Genomic DNA, 23,277 nt, shown 5'->3' with positions numbered 1-23,277 from the left:
GAGTAAATCTTCAGCGTATTGTTTGAGTGAATAATTCACAGAGCAATGAAATTACTGGAGAAACTTATGTTGTGTACCGGATTTTTTAAGCAATTACTCAATGTCGGGGCGCGATGACATGAAAGCATCACACTATGATGCTCGCATGGGGGCACCACAGCACTTGAGCTCACAGCACTTAAGCTCACAGCAGGTAAGCTCAGCATCAGTAACAGCTCATGGCCAACACGCAAAGAGCGACGCAGATAGGCCGAGTCTCTATCAACATGCTGAACACTATGGCCAGAGTAAGGTTGTTAAATCGGCGTGGCAATCTTTTGGGCTGGCCGCATTTGCCGGTGCCTTTATTGCTTTGGCCTTCGTGTTCTATATCACGGTAACCACGGGTGCCGCGGGAAGTGCGTGGGGGTTAGTACGTTTAGCGGGGGGATTGGCATTTAGCTTAGGGTTAATGCTGGTGGTGATCTGTGGCGGGGAGCTTTTTACGAGCACAGTGCTGAGTTCAGTCGCTTGGGCGCAGAAGCGGGTCACAAGTAAGCAGTTAGCCATGTGTTGGGGGCGGGTGTATTTAGGTAACTTGCTCGGGGCTATGTTGATGTTGCTGTTGATTATGTCAGCCCGCATGTATCAGCTCGATGGGGGATTATGGGGGCTTAATGCCTTAACGATTGCCCAGCATAAATTACACCATAGTTGGTTGCAGGCATTTAGCTTAGGCATCCTCTGTAACATGCTGGTGTGCTTAGGGGTATGGATGACCTTTGCCAGTCGTGATGCCTTAACTAAAGCAATTTTATTGATGTTACCCGTGGCCATGTTTGTCAGTAGTGGCTTTGAACACAGTATTGCTAACTTGTTTATGGTGCCTTTAGGCATCGCTATTCACACCTTTGCTGAATCGACATTTTTCACTTCGATTGGTGTAGAAGCCTCTCAATTCAATGATTTAACTGCCGGTCACTTTATTTTCAATAATCTTATACCTGTCACCCTTGGCAATATTGTTGGCGGTGGAATTTTGGTGGGATTGGGTTACTGGTGGATTGAACAAGCGAAAGGAGCACCCCCCAAAAATATTCAGCATTCTCAGCCTAAGTTAACCCTTGTTAATCCCCTGACTCCACCTGCAATGACTTGCCCTGTGCCATGTTCGGCTATGTCGGCCCAGTGTCAGCCAGCCAATGCCTTTGAGCCTTATATTCAAACTGTATCAACCGGAGAACAACCTATTATGTTAAATGCAAAAGTGGCTTCAAAACCTATCCCTAAGATGCGTGTAAGTGATGTGATGGACCCAGCGCCTATCACTCTGAATGCCGATCAGTCTGTGTATTTTGGATTGAAGGTGTTGAGTGAGGCCCACGCCCGTTGTGCACCTGTTGTCGATAACCAAAATGCGCTAGTGGGATTTATTTCACAACAGGATTTACTGCGTAGTCTGTGGGCACAGGAATTTACCCGGGGTGTCCCCGATAAAGTCGGTGACTTAATGCAAACCGAGGTATTGACTGTATCTCCTAAGGATCCCCTCGATGCTTTAATTGAGCTGATGGTTGTCGATCGGCAGAAATTATTCCCAGTGACAGACACGGGATTGATGCTCGCAAGCAGCTATCAAAGCTACGAGGAGCGATTACGCCATGCATCCTCTAGCCGACCTAGTGCATATCCTGTGATAGAACAAGGCCAGTTATGCGGCATGATAAACCGAGAGCAAATCGCTAAAGTGGTGTGTGAGGCATTTTATGACTAACTGATAGTTCCTAATTATGCTAGATCGCAGGATATCGCACGCAGGTACGCCATTAACTCTTCCCTGAGGGCTCCACCGCGCCATCCCTGGCGCAGAGGGCCTGCTTACCGATATCCTGCTCGCCCTATAAAGTGAGTTACAATTTGAAACGGCTAATAAACTAATGTGTAGTACCAATCCTGGCATTGTTATGGCAATGCCAGGATATTGGGTTTTAACGCTTAATCAGCGTTTGTCTGTGCCTGATTAAGCGTCTCGCTTCCGTTATGACGCAGTCCCGTAAAGGGTTTTCACCCGCATCGGTTCGCCATATAAAAGATAAGTGACGTTTCATATTCAGTTGCGGCGTTGACAGAATAACCAGTTCACCATTAGCCAAATCTTTTTCCACATCTAAGAAGGGAAGGCTGCTTAAATAGGGGCCATTTTTCACTAAGGCCTTGAGCAGTGGGACATGTTCGTATTCTTTCCAGACATTTAATTTTTCAATGACTCCATGAATGGCACCATCGAAAATACGCCGCGTCCCCGCGCCTTGCTCCCTTAGCACCCATTTTGCCTGTTCAAGCTGTGACAAGCTGGTGCTTTCGTAGCGGGCATAGGGGTGGTGCGGGGAGGCGATTACCACTAAATGGTCATCTAACCATTGTTCTTGATGGAGGCGGCTATCATCGTTTCGACCTTCGATAATCCCTAAATCGAACTCGTAATTCAGTAAGCCTTCGACCACGCTATCACTGTTTTCCACCATCAATTCGATACGTAATTCGGGGAAATCTGTATCAATCTTGCTGATAAGCTCGGGTAGCAGATGCTCAGCGGCGGTTTGGCTGGAACAGAGTTTAAATCTGCCACTGATTAAATGCTGCTCATGCAGACCTAATTCAATCTGTTGAGCATCCTGTAATAATCGCCTTGCCTTAGGGCGTAACCAGTTTCCCCAATGACTTAATGTGAGTCTATTTCCTTGACGAATAAAGAGAGGTCGACCGAGCAGACTTTCGAGTTGCCCAAGGGACATACTGACGGCGGACTGTGTCATGGAGAGTTTTCTGGCGGCGGCACTCACACTCTCAAGGCTGGCGACAGCGTCGAAAACGGCAATTTGCTTGAGTGAGTACTTCATGTAGTGATGGGCTCCTAACTGAAAAATGCGCTAATGAAAACTATCAATTTTATTGATGGTTTGTTGGCAGCGATTTTAAGACTGTGCCGAAGAGCCTACAAGTAAAGTCATGATTTTGAATGCGGATTTTAGAGCTGCTTCACTCTTTGTGGTTAATTGTGTTGTAAAGCCTATTGCCCTACAGCCTAGCAGTGTCGATGCTGATTTTATGGATATTTAGTTTATGGGGCCGCCTTTGAATTTCACGATAAAAATGGCGCACTTATGACGACTCAGCTTCACGAAGTCATCTAAGGTGGCAATCCGTAGCTTTATTTACAGGACTTGCAGTGTTAATGCCGTTAATGGCTTAAGTTTGTATGGCGTTTTATGCGACTGCTGATGTTGATATTGGCTGTGTTACTGATTATTTGGGGTTTAATTAACCAGGGAAAAAAACGGCATCCGAGGATGCCGTTTGCTGGTCGAAATTTAGCTTAGAACTTTTGAGTGTAAGTCATGGTATATGTACGACCATATAGACTGTACAGTGAAGCATCGTAGGCTAAGTCTGAATTCAGAACTGGATCTTCGTCGGTTAAGTTACGAATACCTAAGTTGATTTTGCCATTCCACGATGTGTTATAACCATAGCTAATATCGAAGGTCGTCTGGGATGTCAAATGACCAATTTGCTCGAATGTGTTTGGATCTGTACGCTCAGATTGACTATCTATGTATTGAGAAATAATAGATGCTGAGTGGTCACCATATGTCCAGTCAATAACCCAAGTGAAACGAATTTGTGGCATACCGTTACGACCAATTTTGTCGTTTACCGGACCATCAAAATACTCTTCTTCGTCATAGTTGAGCACATAGGTTAAGTCATAGTTTGTACCAAATTCGCCGATTTCAGTTTCAAAACCACTGTAAGTGATATTGAAATCAATTCCCGAAGTTTGGAAGCCATTACCGTTCGCTTTTGGTGTTACAGCTGAAAGTAATTTACCGTCCGCATTACCACCTGCGCGCTCAATTTGACCACGGCTCAGATTACCATAACCGACTTTTTGCTCTTCTTTGAGTAGAGAATCGAGTGATACGAAGGTGATCACATCCTCAATGTCTAGGTTGTAGTATTCCACTTTAGTGCTGAGGTTATCAGTGATATCCCACACTAAACCTAGGTTGTAGAAGTTTGATGTTTCAGGATCCAGCTCTTTGTTTGCTTTGCGAGTTACGTCATATTGCTTCGCTTTACAATCAGCTACTGGCGTACCTTGAACATCACAGTAATGGTAATCGGTTGCCGTATCAGCACTGAATGCATCAGCAGCTAACAGATCCGATAATGATGGTGCGCGGAACCCTTGACCCCAAGACGCACGGAAGACGACATCATCTATCACTTGATATCTTAAGGCGACTTTAGGAGTTGTTGCTGAGCCAAAGTCTGAATACTTGTCATAACGATATGCTAAGTTCAACTCTAAGTCTTCAGTGACAGGGATGATGGATTCTGCAAATAAGGCGTAGACATCACGATCACCTGATGAACCGTTTCCTGATGAGCCGATAACATCACCAGCGGCCGTTTGTGCATCTACGTTAGCTTCGTATTTGTACTGCAGAGCTTCTGTTCCAATATACCAACCGATAGTTCCTGCTGGTAGTTCAATGGCTTCAAAGTTAACACCCGCATTTAAGCTATGGAATTCCATAATATCTTGCTTGAGGGTTTGATGGGCCATATCTGCGATAACAGATGGGCTGTTACCTTCTGGACCAAAGTTAAAAACGCCATCTTTCACGTATTTTTCAACTGTAGGTCTATGTACATAGCCTGTGCCATAGTTACTGTTTTCTGCTAGGTTGTAATGGTAGGTTACATCCCAGCCGAAGCTGTCATGGCTTCCGACTAAACCTAATTGGATATCAGTACTGTAATCAATGGTATTGGCATCGCGTGTGCCTACATCGGTGAAACGATAGTAAACACGACCCGCATTTTGGTTTTTAGTCACGCCAGTCATATTGCCTGTGGCGTCATAGTTTTGAACGTCAACTTGCCCTGGTGCAACATTAAACCAACCCGCAGCAGGGGCATAACGGCCAAAGGTTTCATTGCGAGCGAATAGACCTTGTCCCTTAAAGGCTATCTCATCAGACAGTTCATATTCACCATTCACGTAACCAGCAGTGTATGAACGTGCAGCATGGTCTGCAGCTTCTGCGGTATAGTCATAACCACAAACATAGTCACCACTACCGGCATCATAAATATGACCGCCACCTACCATTTGTGGATTCTTACAAGCTGTTAATGGTTGAAACCCGCCTGTTGTAGTATCTAAAAAGTTACGGGCATAAATTGATACACCCGTTGTATCATCGAACTTAGGTGCAAGAGTGTTAGTGGAGCTAGAGAACCAGCGATCACGTTGATAAATAATTTCACGATTTAGGTGTTCAAATGAGAATGTAACATTGCCTTTCTCGCCGACAGTACCACCTACGATATGTGCTTTCCATTCTTCACCACCTTCCTGCGTTGGTTCAGTCGCCGTAGCCGAAACCTCTAACCCATCATAACCTTGCTTTAGGATGATGTTCACTACGCCTGCAACCGCATCAGAGCCGTATACGGCTGATGCTCCGTCAGTTAACACTTCAACACGCTCGATAGCTGCCGTTGGGATAGTGTTTAAGTTAACTGCGGTTCCCCCCAATGTAGGAGAACCTGGCATACGTTTGCCATTTAATAATACGAGAGTACGGTCTGAACCTGCACCGCGTAAGTTAATGGTGGCTTGTGATTGTGCACTGCTTCCTGAACGTTCAGAGAAAGAACCGAATGAGTTCAAATTACTTCTTCTGAGAACATCGGTAATACTAAGCTCACCAGTTTTTTCAATTTGAGAAGCATCAATAGTGGTAACTGGCGATGAACCTTCCATGTCCGTACGTTTAATACGAGAACCTGTTACTTCAATACGTTCAACTTTTGCACCATCTTCAGCAGCATAAATTGCTGAAGTTGATAATGCTGCAGTAGTTGCACCGCTTATTAACGCAAAGCGAATAGCTTTGGCTAATGTAGAATTTGCGCGCATTTTTATTCTCCCTTAACACTTGTTATTTGTTTAGTTGTTATTTTTATTAAACGGGTACAAATGTGATAAATCAGTGCCCAATTTAATTAAGCTCAGGATATAACCACAAGAATATAACAAGTGCAACAATGTGACTTGGGTGCCAAGTGTTAATATATTGTTTTATTTTGTGTTTTACAGTGTCTATTACGGTATATTTGATACTAATGTAATCATTTGTTAACTACATATACAGGCTTGGTGTTAATTTTTGTGTTTAATTGTATTTTATTTGTTTAAATATGTTTATTGGTTGGTGTTGATTTTTGTAGCTGTATGTTGTGGTGTTTTTTGCGATATTTTTTATTTGTTTAAATTAAAAAATAAAAATAGAACGATATAGTCAATCGTTCTATTTATTTTGCCTTTGATTATTTTATTTTAGCTTAAATAGGGTTTGTATACGGTATGCTTTGAATTGGCGGTTGTTTTTTGTGCTGACTTTCCTTGTCGTTAAATAAACTTTTTGGTTGTTTTGAACTGAGGGTGGGTATTATTTTTGGAATAGACGTTATCAGTATTAAATGTTGTTTAATTAATAAGTGGGAGTGAATTTGTATTCACTCCCACTTATTCTATTTGAGTCGGCTAGATTAAATTTTTACTGTGATTTTTAAATCGAATCTTGCTTATGTTTATGCCGTCTCGCATTCGGTTAATGGGCATTTAATACCCTTCTTGGTGCTAATAGGGTGAATGGTACTGGGAAGTAATGGATCAGATAACGCAGCGAGACATAGACCACCACTAAGGTTGCAATCACTAACTCGAAGCGTGCTAAGTAGTTTATCCACATAGTTAATTGATTAAATTGGTCAAACTGCCCAAGCCATGCCGATGTTTTAAAGAGGGCAGTGGCACCAATGACCATGGGAAAGGTAAATGCGGCGTATCCAGGGCTAAATGGGAGTTTAAGCAGGTGAAAGAATGCTAAGTAGATAATGCTCGTCATCAGGATAGCAATACTCACTAACAGCGCGACGAGGGCGATAGAAGGCTGCTCTGTGACGGTCAAGTAGCCCGCAAGGGATAGGCTTGCGGGGGCCGCAAGGATTGCAATCGTGGGTTTTGCTGCGTCAGGTACGGCTTTACAGAAAATTAAGCGGTAGAGCATCAGCGGCAGCATGACGAGGTAAGCCAGCATACCGAAACCTAAAATGGCATTCACTAACCACTGATAACCGGAGGCGGGGAACGAAACCGCCGCGACTATGATGCCAATCGGGGGCACAAACCAACTTGGCACCATATGTTCGAGCTTAAAATCGATAGCACGAAAGTAGATAAATGCCCCTAAAAAAATCAGATGGATAAAGATTGCCCCAAGCCATAGTGCTAAGCCAGCATTGGCGTAATAGTGGCCGAGCACGTTTGAGACAACCATCAATGCCATGGCAAATGTGGGGATCACGCTGCCAATCACAGGGTGGCTCAGTTCATCCTTTAAAATGTTGGGATGGAGTAAAAACTTTCCGCTAAGTAGCATTAACAGCAGCGAAGCTATAATGGCTCCAGTGAGTTGGCCCATGCCATTAAGTGAAGGTAGCATACTTTCAAATGCCCAACCTAAGCTAGCAATGGCGAGTGCTAACCCTGCCATTGGGCTAGGTAATTTGGCGGCTTTTGCTGTCCAGCGTTTGCGTTTTGAAGTCATTTTACTTACCTCTCAATACTGACATTGCTTAACATTGCCCGATAGAGGACGCTGTTTTGATAATGTCAGTGTATGTCTGAGAGATTGATAAATAAAATTGATTAAATTTATTTATAGAGTAATTAAAATTTACTATTTAGGTTTGAGTTTACAACGCAGTAAAGTATGCCCAAGTCCTAAATTATCTGTATCTTCATCAACATATAAACCCGCTTGCTGTAGTAAAGCCAACACGTCCTTAGAGTGATACATACGACTATTGCCATTGGCCATAGCACTAAAATAGAGGCTAGTGGCATTTACACAGTAAGCCGAAGCCGCAGAGGGCTGCCTATCCCAGAAGGTTTCAACAATAAAAAGCTGGCTGTCTTGCGCCATGGCATTGGCGGTGCGTTTAAGAATGCTCAGGATCTGCGCTTTAGAGAAACAATCGAGGAACTGGCTCATCCAATAAGTATCGGCACCTTCCACAAAGGGCAGGGACTCATCTAGCAGATCCGTCGCAAAGGTATGTACCCGTGATGAATATCCTTGCTTGGCCGCCTGCTGCGCCGCAACCGCGAGTTGGCCAGGAAAATCCATAATAGTGACTTCCACCTCAGGATCGTATTGGCAGCACGTAAATGCCCACTTGCCTGTATTGCCGCCGATATCGACTAAGTGTCTAGGATTATGCTTAAAAACGAATGGGATAATGGCGGGAAACGCATGGTCTGAATAGTAATGATCGAAGGCAAACCAGCTTTCCTTCGCCTTAGGTGGCAGATCTTTTAAGGCGGGATAGATAGTGCTCCATTCCCCAAATACGGCTAATCCCGCCGCGGTTCCTTCAGCGAGAGCCTTATCAAGTTGGAACAAACCTTGGTAGCAAACATCTTGGACAAAGTTAAGATTGATTGCTGCCATATCGTCATGTAATAGAAAATATCCAGTTTTATCTAGCACATAAGTTACATCCTTTTGCCAGACTAAACCCATGCTGAGCCCCATATCGAGTAATACCCCTAGGGCGTACTCACTCACTTGGGTGGATTGGCTCAATTCGGCCAAGGTGATGCCATTCCCACCCGCTTTATCGATAGTGGCTAGAATATTGAACTTCATCAGGCAATGGGCCACTTGGAAACTGATGGGCCCGAAGGCAATTTTTTGAGCTTCAAATTTAGCATCAAAAGCGGTGATATCGCGGGGAGTAGAGTAAAAAGGCATAGAAACGAGTTAGTTGGCTTTAGGTGATGACGTTATAGCGAACTGGATCACGAAAGTCAGTTCGGCGTTGAAAAACTATGAACTGAGTCTTAACTTAATTGATCCAATGAGTGCCACCGAAATTGAGGCAACAGAAGCTTAAAGGGATAGCGCGGCGAGTGAGCTGCGAATAATTAGCCGTAAATAGTTTGGAAAATAGCCATAAAAAAACCCGGACAAACCGGGTTTTTACATGGAAAGCTGACAAATTACTGGATATTTTCTTCGTCGCCAAATTGGCCTTGGAACAATACCGAAGATAAATAGCGTTCTGCCGCCGAAGGTAATACCACAACAATGGTTTTATCGGCAAATTCCGGTAATGCTGCGATGCGGTTTGCGGCAACGACAGCGGCGCCCGATGAAATACCGACCAAAATGCCTTCTTCTTGCATTAAGCGGCGGGCCATCTCGATAGCATCATCGTTGCTGACGGTTTCAACGCGGTCAATCAACTCTAGATCTAAGTTTCCGGGAATAAAGCCCGCACCAATACCTTGGATCTTATGGGGACCGGGTTGAACGGGTAAACCCGCTAATGTCTGGGAGATCACTGGCGAATCCACTGGCTCAACCGCGACAGAGGTAATGGTTTTGCCAGCCACTTTTTTCAAGTAACGGCTCACACCTGTGATAGTACCGCCAGTGCCCACACCCGCAACAAAGACATCTACTTCACCATCGGTATCTTTCCAGATTTCTGGACCTGTGGTTTTTTCATGGATCTCTGGGTTAGCAGGGTTATTGAACTGCTGTAATAAAACATATTTTTCAGGAGCTGATTGACGGATTTCCTCCGCTTTATCAATCGCGCCTTTCATGCCTTTCGCGCCTTCGGTCAGCACTAGGTTTGCACCTAAGGCTTTGAGCAATTTGCGACGCTCTAAGCTCATGGTATTGGGCATAGTGAGCGTCAGCTTGTAGCCCCGGGCTGCGGCGACGTAGGCGAGTGCGATACCCGTGTTACCCGATGTCGGCTCGATCAGTTCATGATCTTTTGTCAGCAAACCTTTTTTCTCGGCATCCCAAATCATATTGGCACCGATACGGCATTTAACACTGAAACTTGGATTGCGTGCTTCGACTTTGGCCAGCACTTTACCTTGGCTAACACGGTTTAAACGTACTAGCGGTGTATTACCAATAGTATATGAATTGTCTTCGAAAATTTTGCTCATGGATTGCTTGCTCCTATGTTTGCACTATTGAATCATAATCGCCTCTGGCACTTTTAGAAGTGATTGTTTGTTCTTCTTTATTCGATTTAGTTATTAAAGAGTATGCTGTTATTCGCAAAGCCAGATTGGCAGCCGGTTTTACTGTGTTAACCTCTTGCTAACATAAAAAAGATTTTGGCATTCACAAGAATAACTTCTTGATGTTTCAATCGTAAAACAAGCCTACTACTCGTATCGGACAAGATGCAAACATGAAACAACAGCAAACGGACTTGGGCAAAGACCCAAAAACTATGGTAACCCCCAATGCCTTCGCCATTGCAGACTCAGTGCTTTATACGCCGTTGGCAACCCCTTTAAAGCGTGCCTTAGCCATGTTGATCGATGGGGTTGTGATCACCGTTTTGGCAGAACAAATGGATTGGATGTTTGTGCTGTTGGTGATAGGCATTATTTGGGTTGAAAAACGTAGTCACACATTAGGGCGAATGCTTAAGTGGGGGCTATATGCTCTTATGCTGGCCTTTCTGCTCCTGAGTATGGCCGCCGATGTCTTCAATTTTAACGCTGCAACTGATGCCTCGAGTGAGTCTAGCTTAGTGGGCAAAGAGGTTATCCAGTCCCTTCCTGCATTGCTATCCCTTAGCCTCTGTGAAGATTACCCCTGTGCTAAGGCGGAAATTCAATCCCTGCGAAAGCGCATTGAAGAGACGAGTGAAACGACGGCCATGCCGGCGTTGGAGCGCAGGGATATGGTGCTTAATACCCTCAATAGCAGCCAGCTATCAGCGGCCGATAAGCAAAAGTTGCAGTCGGAAATATTGACAGGCGTTTTATGGCCAGCGATTCCAGTACAAACTGAGCCTGCACGGGGGGAAAATCAGCAGCCTAAGCCCGAAGCACTTAATCTAAACGCGAAAGTGCCTGCGGCAAAGACAGATGCAATCAATGCCGATATGTTAGGGGGACATTTTCCCGAGAATACTTACGGTGATGGCGACGGTGATGGGGAAGAGGAGGCCGATACCCACAGTGTTATCGCTTGGATCAAAGGTTTTATGGGGGATATGGGGCTGGGCTTCGGTTGGGCTGCATTTTACTTCACAGTCTTTACTGCAAGGTTCGATGGTCAAACCTTAGGTAAAAAGCTGCTCGGTATTCGGGTGATTAAACTCGATGGTGCCAAACTCAGTTTGTGGGCCGCGTTCGGACGCTACGGTGGCTACGCCGCGGGCTTCACAACTGGCCTTTTAGGCTTTATGCAAATATTTTGGGATGCCAATCGGCAGGGGATCCAAGATAAAATATCCTCAACAGTCGTGATAGACTTAATACAAATGCATAAAAAGCAACAATTAGAGCAGCAACAAGCACAGGTAAAAAATGGATTAAACCCTGTGCAGACAACGGAATATTCTACGTCTGCTCACCTTACAACAAGCACTCGTTCGGAGCACCTATGAAACAGGTTGTTATTTCTGGCAGCGGTTTATTTACGCCGCCCCACAGTATTTCCAATGAAGCCCTAGTCGAGAGTTTCAATGCCTACGTGGATATGTTTAACCTTGAAAATGCAGGATTAATTGAGCAGGGACATGTCGCGCCCTTATCCTATTCATCGAGCGAATTTATCGAAAAAGCCTCGGGTATTAAACACAGGTATGTGATGGTGAAAGAGGGCATTCTCGATCCTGAAGTGATGATGCCTCTGATCCCCGAGCGCAGTAGCGACGAGTTATCTATGCAGGCCGAAATCGGGGTTGAAGCCGCATTGATGGCGCTCAATCATGCCAATCTTAAGGCGGAGCAAATTGATCTAGTCATTGTTGCCTGCGCCTATACCCAGCGCGCCTATCCGGCAATGGCGATTGAAATCCAACGCGCGCTCGGCACCCGAGGTTATGGCTATGATATGCAAGTTGCTTGTTCATCGGCGACCTTCGCTATTGTTGCCGCCGCGAATGCGATTGCCACTGGCTCCGCTTCTCGGGTACTCGTGATCAACCCTGAAATTTGCTCGGCCCAGGTCAACTACCGCGACCGTGATAGCCATTTTATCTTCGGTGATGTGGCGACCGCGCTGGTACTCGAAGAGCAGAGCCTAGTCGCACCTGGGACTGGGTTTAAGATCCTTTCAAGCCGTTGTTTTACCGATTACTCAAGCAATATTCGCAGCAATTTTGGTTTCTTAAATCGCTGTGATCCCAGTTCGGCACACCAGCCCGATAAATTGTTCCACCAACAGGGGCGTAAGGTTTTTAAAGAGCTGTTGCCGATGATTTACCAGCATTTGGATGAACACTTAGCCGAACAGGATCTAACACCTCAGTCCTTTAAACGTTTGTGGTTACACCAAGCGAACATCAATATGAATCAGTTTGTGGTGAAAAAACTGCTTGGGGACGAGGTTTCGCCGCAGCAGGCTCCTGTGGTGCTCGATGAATATGCTAATACGGCATCTGCGGGCTCTGTGATTGCGTTTCACAAGTTTTCTAGCGACTTTAAGGCGGGCGATTTAGGCCTGTTGAGCTCCTTTGGTGCGGGATATTCCATCGGCAGTGTTATTCTGCAAAAGTGCTAAATTAACCTCAGAGAATAAGCAGATTATTCTGCCACTTTTTAATAAAAAACAGCCTCAGTTGAGGCTGTTTTTTATATTGCAGGAATATGCTCCACACTAGCGTTACTTTAGATAATAATTTGTTTCATAAGCTATTCCGGTGCTATCACGGGATTGCGGTAGGCTTCGCGGTACTTATCGACCCACATAGCGGTGGCACCACAAATGGCTACGGGCATCACGACAAAGTTCACTATGGGTATCATCGAAAATAACGTTACAGTCGCGCCAAAGCTAAAGCTGCTGCCGCGGGTCTGATTTAAGGCGAAGCGCATATCCTTAAAACTGACCTTGTGGTTGTCGAAGGGATAATCGCAATATTGGATCGCCATCATCCAAGCACTAAAGAAAAACCACAGGATAGGGGCTAAGGTTTGACCTACCATTGGCACTAAAAACAGTAATAAAAATACCAGTGCCCGGGGCAGATAGTATTTCAGTTTGATCCATTCACGGCCCAAAATGCGGGGTAAATCTTTGATTAAATCGATACCAGAACCTGTGTTCAGTGGTTTGCCCGTGAGTAATTGTTCAACCTTTTCAGCCAACAGGCCATTAAAAGGCGCTGCGAGCCAGTTCATCACCGAGCTAAACACAAAGGCGAGCATGACTAACATAGTCGTGACGGCGAGTGGCCAGAGTAAAAAATTTAACCAACTTAAATACTCGGGTAGCTGGGCATTCATCCACGTAAACATAGCATCTAACTGGCCTATGGCCACATAAATGACACCTGCAAACAGTAACAAGTTAATCATTAAAGGAATAAATACAAAGGTACGCAGCCCTTTGCGTCTGATCAGACCAAAACCGTCGAGAAAGTAATTAACGCCGCTTTTGGCGGGGAAGGGCAAGGTTTTCTTCTGTGTCATATCGTTTTTCCAAAAAGTTAAGCTACAACCTGAGATACAGATAAGTGCGATTGTGAGCAACTCATGGGCAGATGACAAGCTAAAAGCCGCATGAATTCAATAAAAAGCGTTACAAAATGCTGCTTGCTTTGTTAAAGTTGCCAGCAGGGTATATTTGCACTACTTGGGCCAATTTAGGGCCAAAATTCAGAGACGCGCTAACTGGCACTATGAGATTAAAACAAATAAAACTTGCCGGCTTTAAGTCGTTTGTCGATCCCACTAAAATTCCTTTTTTACAGGCATTAACCGCCATTATTGGCCCAAATGGCTGCGGCAAATCGAATGTAATCGATGCCGTGCGTTGGGTATTAGGCGAAAGTTCGGCTAAACATCTGCGCGGTGATTCCATGAGCGACGTGATTTTTAACGGCTCCAGTGCGCGCAAACCTGTCTCCGTGGCCGGGGTTGAACTGGTCTTTGAAAATAAACAAGGTCGTCTTGCCGGCCAATACGCCAGTTATGAAGAAATATCGGTCAAGCGTCAGGTGAGTCGTGATGGCGAATCTTGGTATTTTCTCAATGGGCAAAAGTGTCGCCGAAAAGACATTACCGACTTATTTATGGGCACAGGCCTTGGCCCACGCAGCTACGCCATTATCGAGCAAGGCACTATTTCTCGCCTTATTGAATCTAAACCCCAAGATCTGCGTACTTTTATCGAGGAAGCCGCGGGGATCTCCCGCTATAAAGAGCGGCGCCGTGAAACCGAGAATCGTATTCGCCATACCCGTGAAAACCTTGAACGTTTAGGGGATATTCGTAGCGAGTTAGGTAAACAACTCGATAAGCTTGCCCAGCAAGCCAAGGCCGCCAAACAATACCGAGAGTTAAAGCTGGCCGAGCGCAAGACCCACGCCGAACTCCTGGTGATGCGTTATCAAGAGTTGCAAGCTCAGATGGCAAACCTGTCAGAGCAAATCAGCGCCATCGAAGTGCAACAAGCCGCGGCGCAGTCGCTTGCGCAAACCGATGAGTTACAAACCACTGAATTACAAGTACAACTCGCTCGGTTGGCGGAACAGGAGCAGCGTGCGGTCGAGGCCTATTATCTTACGGGCACCGAAATCGCAAAGTTAGAGCAGCAATTACAGAGCCAAAAACAACGCGATGCCCAGCTTGAGACGCAGCTAATTCAGGTTAAGGAGCAGATCCAGCAACATACGGATAAACTCGAAGGCTATCAAACTAATCTCAGGTCGTTGGAGTTAGAGTTATCTCAACTGGCACCCCAGCATGATGAACAGCAAGAAATGCTGGATGAGCTGCAATGTCAGTGGGCAATGAGTGTCGAGCGTAACGAGCAACAAACGGAAAGTTTACGCCAGCAAGCGGCGTTAGTTGCAAAGCACCAACTACAACTTGAGCTGAGTCGCAGCAAACTTACACATCAGCAGCAATTGTTGGAGCATAAGCAGCAACAGAGCCGTGAGCAACAGGCAGAGCTAATAGCTCTGACTCAACTTGAGCAGGAAGATAGACTCACGCCCCTTAGCCAAGCTGTTGCGGCAATCACGCACACGCTCGCCGAGCAAGTGGAAGTCAATCATCAGCTTGAACATCGAGTCAGCGCAGAGACGGCAGAATTAGATCAAGTTCGAATCGATTTTGAGCGGATTTCCCAAGAGCTTACCTCAATGCGGGCCCGTTTTGAGTTGATCGAGCAATGGCTCACAAAACAGGAGCAGCTCACGGATAAACCGCAGCTATGGCAAAGTTTAACCGTCGAAAATGGCTGGGAAACGGCCGCAGAACTTGCCCTCAATGGCCTGATGAATTTACCCGTCGGGGTAATTGAGACTGAAGTGGGTTTTCAGCCCTTTGCCATACCGTCTGCTGGGATAGACCTAAAGAGTGAATATCAAGCCAAGCTTCAATCCAATGTCAATCTTGCCCCTTGGTTGTCTGGGCTGAAATGGGCTCAGGATCTGCCATCAGCTAGGCTGATGTTGCCTCTCCTTAAGGATAATGAGCGTATTGTCACCGCCGATGGCTATTTATTGGGTCAAGGTTTCTTAATTGCTAAACAAGATAGCGCCGAGTCCCTAGTGCAACTCAGTAAAGAGCAGGGGCAATTAGGCGAAAGTATCCGTGAGTGGGAGAGTAAACTTGCCCTGCTGCAAACTAGGTTATCGGAATGTGCTGCTAACCTAAACCAAGCGAGGCAACAGTTGACCTCTGGGGTGCAGAAGTTACATCAACTGCAACTAGAACAGACCACTAAACAGGTGCAATTGGCGAATGCAACTGAGCAGGCTCAGTTATCCGCCGCGAAACGCACCCAGCTTGAACAAGCTCTGTCACTCAATGCGACTGAGATGTTCACCTTAACTGAGCAATTTAACCTGCTTGCAGAGCAAGAGGTCGAACTTGAGGATAGCCTGCAGACGAGCCTAGAAAAGCAGCAACAACTCAATCAGGATGCCCAAACGGATTTAGTGCGCCACCAAGCATTAAAGGCTCGGATCACTGAGATTGAACGCCAGTTATCAACTCTAAGGGCGAGCTTGCAGTCCGTCACGATGCGAATTGCCGTCAGCAGCGAGCAAATTCAGTTACAGCAAATCCGTGTCAGTGAATTAATCCAGTCTCGAGAAATGTTGTCAGCCCAGTTTGCCAGCGTCCAAGAGCAAAGTGGACTGCAAAATAGTGGGTTATTGAGCGCGCAATTAGCCGAGTTGCTTAATCAACAACAGCAGCAGCAACAGAGCCTTAAAATTGTACGAACGGAGCAAAGTACGCTTTCTGAGGCATTAAACCGTATAGGATTAAAGCAAAAACAAGAGCTTGGTAAGCTTGAGGGCTTGACTCAAAGCCTGAGCACGTTAAAGTTACGTCGTGAAGGATTAAAAGGCCAAGCAGAAAGCCAATTAGAGGCACTGCAGGAACAAAAAATTGTCCTGTCACAGATTATTGATACCTTGCCTTTAGATGGGCATCCCGATAAGTGGCAGAGTGATTTAGATCAAATACGGCAAAAAATCATCCGCTTAGGGGCGATTAACCTCGCCGCGATCGAAGAATTTGAACAGCAAAGTGAGCGAAAATCGTATCTGGATCATCAAGATGACGATTTAAATAAAGGGCTCGCCACCTTAGAAGAGGCGATCCGTAAGATAGATAAGGAAACCCGTACACGCTTTAAGACCACGTTTGATACCGTTAACGAAGATCTCGGGCGCTTATTTCCGAAGGTTTTTGGTGGCGGGCGGGCTTATTTAGCACTGACGGAGGATGACTTGCTGGAGACAGGCGTGACTATTATGGCCCAGCCACCGGGTAAGAAGAACAGCACAATCCATCTTCTTTCGGGTGGTGAAAAAGCCTTAACCGCTTTATCATTGGTATTCGCTATTTTTAGGCTGAATCCCGCACCCTTCTGTATGTTAGATGAAGTGGATGCACCGTTAGATGATGCCAACGTGGAACGTTTCTGTCGATTACTCAAAGAAATGTCGCAAAGCGTACAGTTTATATATATTAGCCATAACAAAATAACCATGGAGATGGCTGATCAACTTATAGGCGTGACTATGCACGAGCCGGGTGTATCCCGTATAGTCGCGGTAGATTTAGAGCAAGCGGTGGCGATGGCTGACGCTGGATAACTAGAAGAAAGACAGGGTAACCAATGGAAGATTTGCAACTAGTTCTGTTTGTTTTAGGCGCCATAGCCATAGTTGCTGTGCTGGTGCATGGATTTTGGTCTATCAGAAGACAACAACCTAAGTCATTAAAAGATAGTCCAATGGGCAATTTTTATAAGAAACAGGCTGACAGAGGCGAGGGCGCGCCTAAGCGGGTCGATGCCGATGGCTTTGATGCCGATGGGATTGGCGCCGTACGTGTGCGTAAGGCGGGGGAAACCACCCATGAGACGCCTGCGATTAACCCCTATTTAAAACAAGATGCCAAAGTAGAATCTAAGCCGCTCTTTAAACAAGACCTCAATCCAGACGTTAAGTTAGAGATTAAGCCAGACGTTAAGCCAGATCTTAAGTTAGATATTAAGCAAGAGCCTATTCTGCAACAACCGGATTTTAGTCTGCAGTCGCCGACAGCAAAAGAGCAGCACCGTGGCCCTAAGGCTTCGCGTCAAGAGCCGATACTCACGGGGCACTCTGCGCATATGGGTCAATCCCATGCTGCTATGGTTGCCCAAAAAGCGGCAGAAGAAGCACAAAGAGCCCATGCCCCCGTGCCGACTCAAACCGCATTGTTTGATGAAGACGTCTATCAAGAAGAGATAGACGAAGTTGTCGAAGAAGCCGTAGAAGAAGGTTTAGGTGAGCCCCGTGATGTATTAGTGCTGCACGTGGTTGCCAAAGAAGGTCAGCAACTTAATGGCGCCGAATTGTTACCTTGCTTCTTAACGCTCAACTTTAAATATGGCGATATGAATATTTTCCACCGCCATGTGGACAACGCTGGAAATGGTAAGGTGTTGTTTTCAATTGCAAACATGTTAAAGCCTGGGGTGTTCGACCCCGATAATATGGAGCAATTTAGCACCCAAGGTGTGGTGTTTTTTATGACACTACCTTGCTATGGCGATGCCTTAATGAATTTCTCCATCATGCTCAACTCGGCGCGCCAGCTTGCAGATGATATTGATGCGGTCGTACTCGATGGTCAACGTCAACCCTGGGGCGAGTTTACTAAACAAGACTATTTGCACCGTATTCGCGCTAATGCTTAAACCGACGCCGCAACTTGGCGGTTAATAGATTGATGAGGCCGCTAATTGCGGCCTCAGTTTTTGTGATCTATTTTTTGTGATCTAAATAATTCTGGATAAAGAATATGCAAGACATTCAACTCGATATACTCCTTTCTGCCGATGTGTCACCCGAAAATGCACCGCAGGTGATGCAGGCCCTCAGCCAATCGTTGAACGAACATAATATTCGTTACTATGTGGATGATGCGCCGAGCATTACGGATTCCGAGTACGACAGGTTGATGCAGCGTTTGCTTAAGCTAGAGGCGCAGTTTCCCGAGTATATTGCTGCCGATTCGCCGACCCAGCGTGTCGGGGGAATGGCGCTGGCTAAATTTGAGCAAATCACCCACCTCAAACCTATGCTGAGTCTAGATAACGCCTTCGATGAGGCGGATTTTAGTGCTTTCCATAAGCGTGTTACCGATAAAGTGGGTGAGGTGAGTTTTTGCTGTGAGCCTAAACTCGATGGTCTTGCGGTAAGCATTTTATATCGCAATGGCGTGCTTGAGCGTGCCGCAACCCGAGGAGATGGTACCACTGGGGAAGATATCACCGAAAACGTCAAGACCATTAAATCAATTCCACTTAAATTACGTGGCCATGATTTCCCTGAACTGGTTGAAGTGCGCGGTGAAGCCTTTATGCCTAAAGCGGCCTTTGAAGCGCTTAATGAACGCGCTCGTGCAAAGGATGAAAAGCTGTTTGTTAATCCACGTAATGCGGCGGCGGGAAGCCTACGTCAACTCGACAGTAAGATAACCGCCTCTCGCTCACTGGCCTTTTATGCCTATGCCTTGGGTGTCGTTGAACCGGATTCTCACCCGTTAGCTAAAACTCATTTCGAACAGTTACAGCAGCTTAAGTCGTGGGGCTTGCCCGTCAGCAGTGAAATCAAAGTCTGCGCTGAACTAAGCCAAGTCTATGACTACTACAAAGATATTCTCAGCCGTCGCAGTGATTTACCCTTTGAAATCGATGGCGTGGTGATGAAAGTCAACGATATTGCCCAGCAGCAAAGTTTAGGTTTTGTGGCAAAATCACCCCGCTGGGCCATTGCCTATAAGTTCCCCGCACAGGAAGAAATGACCCTACTCGAAGGAGTAGATTTTCAAGTGGGCCGTACGGGTGCAGTCACCCCCGTCGCACGCTTAAAGCCAGTGTTTGTGGGCGGTGTGACCGTCTCTAATGCTACGCTGCACAATGCCGATGAGATTGAGCGTCTCGGAATTAAAATCGGTGACACTGTGATTATCCGTCGCGCCGGCGATGTGATCCCACAAATTGTTGCCATAGTCCCCGAAAGACGCCCTGAAGATGCTAAAGAAATTGAATTTCCTAAAAAGTGCGAAATATGTCAATCAGCAATAGTGAAAGTAATTAAGCATAAAAAACTTAAGACAAAAAGCCATAAAATAGAACAATCGACATACAAATGTACTGGTGGATTAAATTGTATTGCTCAGTTGAAAGAATCTGTTATTTATTTTTCGTCTAAAAAATGTTTTGATATAGATGGCCTTGGTGGAAAAATTGTAGAGCAGTTAGTCAATAAAAAAATGATCGCTACACCAGCAGATCTTTTTGATTTGAAGAAAGAGCAATTATTAGAGTTAGAAGGATTTGGAGATGTTTCTGCTGACAATCTTTATCAGGCAATACATGTATCAAGAAATGTTACTCTTGAAAGAGTTTTATTGAGTCTTGGTATAAATGAGGTTGGTGATTCAACTGCGAAAACATTAGCTAAAAATTTAGGTTGCATTAGTAATATAAAAAAGATTCCTAAAGAAGCTTTGGTTCTTATTCCTGATGTAGGTGTTGATGTCGCAGATGAGATTGTAGAATACTTTAGAAGTCAGAGTAATGATGCGTTTGTAAATTCGCTTCTTGATAAGATTAACTTGCTAAATAGTAGCAATAAAATTTCTGATTTTGTTCATGCTAAATCTACAATGCAACATTATATTGTAATGTTGAACATCCCTATGATTGCTGGTGTAAATGCTAAATTGCTTTCAGAAAAATTTAAATCACTTAAAGAATTATGTGATGCTGATTTTTCTGATTTTCTTATTGAAGGCTTTACAGAAAAACGCAGAAATTCTTTGTTAAAATTTATAAAAGATAAAAATAATGCTTTATATATGAAAGATCTTGAGGATAAGCTTTTAGCTTTGGGAATTCATTGGGCCCAATATCAGCCTCAATTAACAAATACTCCTGAACAGATAACTAGTATTTTTCACAATGCAACAGTTGTGATAACCGGTAGTTTTTCATCGATGGATCGAATGACTATGCAGGAAGTTTTAGAGAAAAAGGGTGCTAAAGTATCTAGTAGTGTTTCTAAAAATACAAATTATTTGATTGCTGGTGAGAAAGCAGGAAGTAAATTGAGTAAAGCTCAAGCGTTGAATGTGACTATTTTGAGTGAAGATGATTTTTTGAGGGAACTAAATGAAAATATGGAATTTTAATGTTCAAGGTTCTCAGCCAGAACCATATGAAGTTAAATTTTTACTGGAAAATAATAAGCTATCAATTGTATGTAACTGTAGAGCAGGTGTGCATGGAAAAAAATGTAAGCACAAGATGGAAACGATTAGATTGGAAATTGGCCGTGGAACTGAATTGAGTTCATTTCTTGACCATTATGGATATACGGATTTGTTAGCGAAAATCGATATTATTGAAAGTCAAATTAATCATTTAAGGCTTGAATGCGATAGCCTTGAAAAAGATCTGAACTTAAAAATGAAAATCTAAAAACAAATTGTTAGTCGCAAAATGTTCCGAGTTGTTGCTTACTTTATCAGCAAGCAGGATATTGCTGAGCAGGCCCTCTGCGCCATGGATGGCGCGGTGGAGCCCTCATGGATGAGTTTATGGCGTGCCTGCGTGCAATGTCCTGCGATGCAGCACAATTAAGGTAATATTTAATTTTCCTATTGTTTTCAATGCCTAAATCTATACTCAACAGCTTATTAAGAAGGTTTTTGATTTTTGAATTTCAGTCACATCACTTGGCTCGATGATAAAGGCCATATCAAGCCCCCTATTTTCTTATATGTGCTTTTGGCATTTTTAGCCCGCGGCTGGTGCATTTTTATTGCGTCATTAACGCAAGCAAATGATAGAGCTGAATTGGTTCGCATTTTCTATCCTGAAAAATCCGACTTTTTACTGTCACTCGCCGCGGGTCTTGGCGCCGTGCTGCTCTACTTTGTGGTGATTGCCGAGCGTCGCCGTTCACCACTATGGGTAAGGCCACTTTTTGTGCACCTAAAATGGGGGGTGTGGTTACTCCTGTTGGTGGATGCCCTGTTATTAGGTCAGCGATTGTTCCATGGACAATTTTTGTTCCACTGGAGTCTAGCCCTCGACGCTTTAGTGCTGTTTTGGTCCAGTTTATATGTGCTTAAATCGAAACGACTTGGCTATTATCTTGCGGATTGGCCAAAGGATGCTTAGGCTCAAAAGCAAACTAACATATATTATCCCGTTGTTATTTTTGATATTTATCAGAACCCTGCTCTAAACCGTGAGATTTATGTGTGCAATCCCTCAGTTTGATAAGCATTTTTTGACTTATAGCTTACTGATTTCTTGGAATCATCTATAGTTATATGTACTTAGCTTAAAGGTGCCTCGAAGTAATGGACTGTCAGTCCATTTTTCTTCGGTGCATTTGAAAGGAGTCATACTGCGTGGCAAAAGCAGAACAACGCAAACTATTATTATCCGAACTTCAACTTGGCATGAGAGTCAAGTTGCCTTTGTCATGGACGAATCACCCTTTTTTATTTAACCGGGTCGATATCAACAGTGCCGCTCAAATTGAAATGATCCGTGGATTAGGCGTGCCCTACGTGTTCCTGATTTCCGAGAGTCTCGGGGATGTTCAAACCTTGGATGAAGTTGAAGATATTGAAGAGGTTGCAGAGGTTCCCCCCGAGCGGGATCTTAAGGCCGATACCCGTAGGGCAATGCGTTTAAGCCAGAAGCGTTTTTTAGAAGGCGTGAATAATTGCCGTAATGTGTTTGGTAAAATTGTCAGCGATCCCGAAGGTGCTTATCGCTTATCGGCCGCACTTGTCGAAGATCTCTTGAGTCATCTGCAGGAGCTGGAAAAACCTTTTCTTACCTTAGTGGGCATGGATGAAAAGGAGGTCAGTGTGACTCAACACGGGGTTTCTGTGGCCGTGCTGGCGATGATGATAGGTCATGCACTGGATCTCACCCCGAGGGAACTGCGGGATATTGCCCTTGGGAGTTTATTTCACGACATTGGTAAGCTTAAAGTGCCCGATGTTATTCGCCGAAAGCGCGGTGCTTTGACGGCCCATGAATCCAACTATCTGCAGATGCACCCTAACTTTGGCTATGACATGCTCAATCGCAGCGGATTATTCCCCAAGGAAGTATTGCATATCGTGTTGCATCACCATGAATTTATTGATGGTTCTGGATTTCCCGACGGTTTAACGGGCAATAAAATTCCCATCACTACTCAAATAGTGAGCTTAGCAAATGATTATGATCAGCAATTAAGTGGTCTGCAAACCTCATCTCCCCAAGTCGCATTAGGGTATTTATTTAAAAATCGCTCGAGTAAGCATGCCGAATCTTTAATCGCCGTATTGGTCAAGATCCTGGGGATTTATCCCCCCGGGACTATCGTCAAATTATCGGACGACAGTGTGGCGAAGGTTATTATGACCACTAAGGATGTGAGTCAACCCCAAGTGTGGGCCTGTAAGGAAGATGGCAGTGAAGCGTCGCTGCGTTTTTTAAGTGATGAAGGTGTCACGGTACAAAAGGCCATTAAGGCGGAGGAGTTGACCGAGGGGGCGATCCGCACTTTACAGGTGGATAAGGGCATTAGTTTTTATTTTAGCTCGCTGCAAGCTTGAATCTTATGAGTTAAGTT

16 protein-coding genes are annotated in these 23,277 nt (G+C 44.9%); 10 read left to right on the top strand and 6 right to left on the bottom strand.

All coding sequences use genetic code 11. The features are described 5' to 3' along the window. The first annotated feature begins 118 nt into the window (after window positions 1-118). Window positions 119-1,753 (top strand): formate transporter FocA, encoded by a 1,635-nt coding sequence (gene focA, locus JFT56_RS12045; protein ID WP_198780333.1) that lies wholly within the window; start codon window positions 119-121, stop codon window positions 1,751-1,753. A gap of 214 nt (window positions 1,754-1,967) precedes the next feature. On the opposite strand, the gene JFT56_RS12040 is transcribed toward focA, so the two are convergent. The 5 genes from JFT56_RS12040 to cysK all read right to left on the bottom strand — a co-directional run bounded on the left by JFT56_RS12040 (window position 1,968) and on the right by cysK (window position 10,093). Beyond that, window positions 1,968-2,879, bottom strand: a complete 912-nt coding sequence (locus JFT56_RS12040) for a LysR family transcriptional regulator (RefSeq protein ID WP_198780332.1) — start codon at window positions 2,877-2,879, stop codon at window positions 1,968-1,970. Window positions 2,880-3,355: 476 nt separating this feature from the next. After that, complete coding sequence (locus JFT56_RS12035) at window positions 3,356-5,974, bottom strand: TonB-dependent receptor plug domain-containing protein (RefSeq protein ID WP_198780331.1); 2,619 nt, start codon at window positions 5,972-5,974, stop codon at window positions 3,356-3,358. Window positions 5,975-6,668: 694 nt separating this feature from the next. Beyond that, on the bottom strand, window positions 6,669-7,667 hold the full coding sequence (locus JFT56_RS12030) for a TDT family transporter (RefSeq protein ID WP_198780330.1): 999 nt from the start codon (window positions 7,665-7,667) through the stop codon (window positions 6,669-6,671). A 132-nt stretch (window positions 7,668-7,799) separates the two neighbouring features. Then, entirely contained in the window at window positions 7,800-8,876 is a 1,077-nt protein-coding gene (locus JFT56_RS12025; RefSeq protein WP_198780329.1) for a methyltransferase, read from the bottom strand. Between the two features lie 248 nt (window positions 8,877-9,124). Next, complete coding sequence (gene cysK / locus JFT56_RS12020; protein WP_198780328.1) at window positions 9,125-10,093, bottom strand: cysteine synthase A; 969 nt, start codon at window positions 10,091-10,093, stop codon at window positions 9,125-9,127. A 251-nt stretch (window positions 10,094-10,344) separates the two neighbouring features. On the opposite strand from cysK, the gene JFT56_RS12015 reads away from it, so the two are divergent. Both JFT56_RS12015 and JFT56_RS12010 read left to right on the top strand, forming a co-directional pair. Beyond that, entirely contained in the window at window positions 10,345-11,556 is a 1,212-nt protein-coding gene (locus JFT56_RS12015; RefSeq protein ID WP_198780327.1) for an RDD family protein, read from the top strand. Further along, window positions 11,553-12,674: a beta-ketoacyl-ACP synthase III gene (locus JFT56_RS12010; protein ID WP_198780326.1), complete on the top strand. Its 1,122-nt coding sequence runs from the start codon at window positions 11,553-11,555 to the stop codon at window positions 12,672-12,674. The genes JFT56_RS12015 and JFT56_RS12010 overlap by 4 nt, the downstream gene beginning before the upstream one ends. 131 nt (window positions 12,675-12,805) lie before the next feature. Here the strand turns inward: JFT56_RS12010 and cysZ are convergent, their stop codons facing one another. Then, entirely contained in the window at window positions 12,806-13,585 is a 780-nt protein-coding gene (cysZ, locus tag JFT56_RS12005; RefSeq protein ID WP_198780325.1) for a sulfate transporter CysZ, read from the bottom strand. Between the two features lie 209 nt (window positions 13,586-13,794). Between cysZ and JFT56_RS12000 the strand changes: the two genes are divergently transcribed. From JFT56_RS12000 to JFT56_RS11970, 7 genes are all read left to right on the top strand, one after another. After that, complete coding sequence (locus tag JFT56_RS12000) at window positions 13,795-17,232, top strand: chromosome segregation protein SMC (protein ID WP_198780324.1); 3,438 nt, start codon at window positions 13,795-13,797, stop codon at window positions 17,230-17,232. A 23-nt stretch (window positions 17,233-17,255) separates the two neighbouring features. Then, window positions 17,256-18,323, top strand: a complete 1,068-nt coding sequence (zipA, locus tag JFT56_RS11995; protein ID WP_198780323.1) for a cell division protein ZipA — start codon at window positions 17,256-17,258, stop codon at window positions 18,321-18,323. Between the two features lie 104 nt (window positions 18,324-18,427). Then, entirely contained in the window at window positions 18,428-20,824 is a 2,397-nt protein-coding gene (gene ligA, locus JFT56_RS11990; protein WP_198780322.1) for an NAD-dependent DNA ligase LigA, read from the top strand. Further along, window positions 20,805-21,113, top strand: a complete 309-nt coding sequence (locus JFT56_RS11985; RefSeq protein ID WP_198780321.1) for a hypothetical protein — start codon at window positions 20,805-20,807, stop codon at window positions 21,111-21,113. Before ligA ends, JFT56_RS11985 begins: the two co-directional genes overlap by 20 nt. A 21-nt stretch (window positions 21,114-21,134) precedes the next feature. Next, a complete protein-coding gene (locus JFT56_RS11980; RefSeq protein ID WP_198780320.1) occupies window positions 21,135-21,275 on the top strand; it encodes a hypothetical protein in 141 nt (46 codons plus the stop codon). A gap of 75 nt (window positions 21,276-21,350) precedes the next feature. Beyond that, window positions 21,351-21,818 carry a DUF2919 domain-containing protein gene (locus JFT56_RS11975; RefSeq protein WP_198780319.1) on the top strand — a complete coding sequence of 156 codons (468 nt, stop codon included), beginning with the start codon at window positions 21,351-21,353 and terminating at the stop codon, window positions 21,816-21,818. Window positions 21,819-22,054: 236 nt separating this feature from the next. After that, on the top strand, window positions 22,055-23,260 hold the full coding sequence (locus JFT56_RS11970; protein ID WP_198780318.1) for an HD-GYP domain-containing protein: 1,206 nt from the start codon (window positions 22,055-22,057) through the stop codon (window positions 23,258-23,260). Window positions 23,261-23,277: the final 17 nt, after the last annotated feature.

Source organism: Shewanella putrefaciens (assembly GCF_016406305.1).
In the GTDB taxonomy this organism is placed as follows: Bacteria; Pseudomonadota; Gammaproteobacteria; order Enterobacterales; family Shewanellaceae; genus Shewanella; species Shewanella putrefaciens_C.
This window is presented reverse-complemented; position numbering and strand designations above follow the sequence as displayed.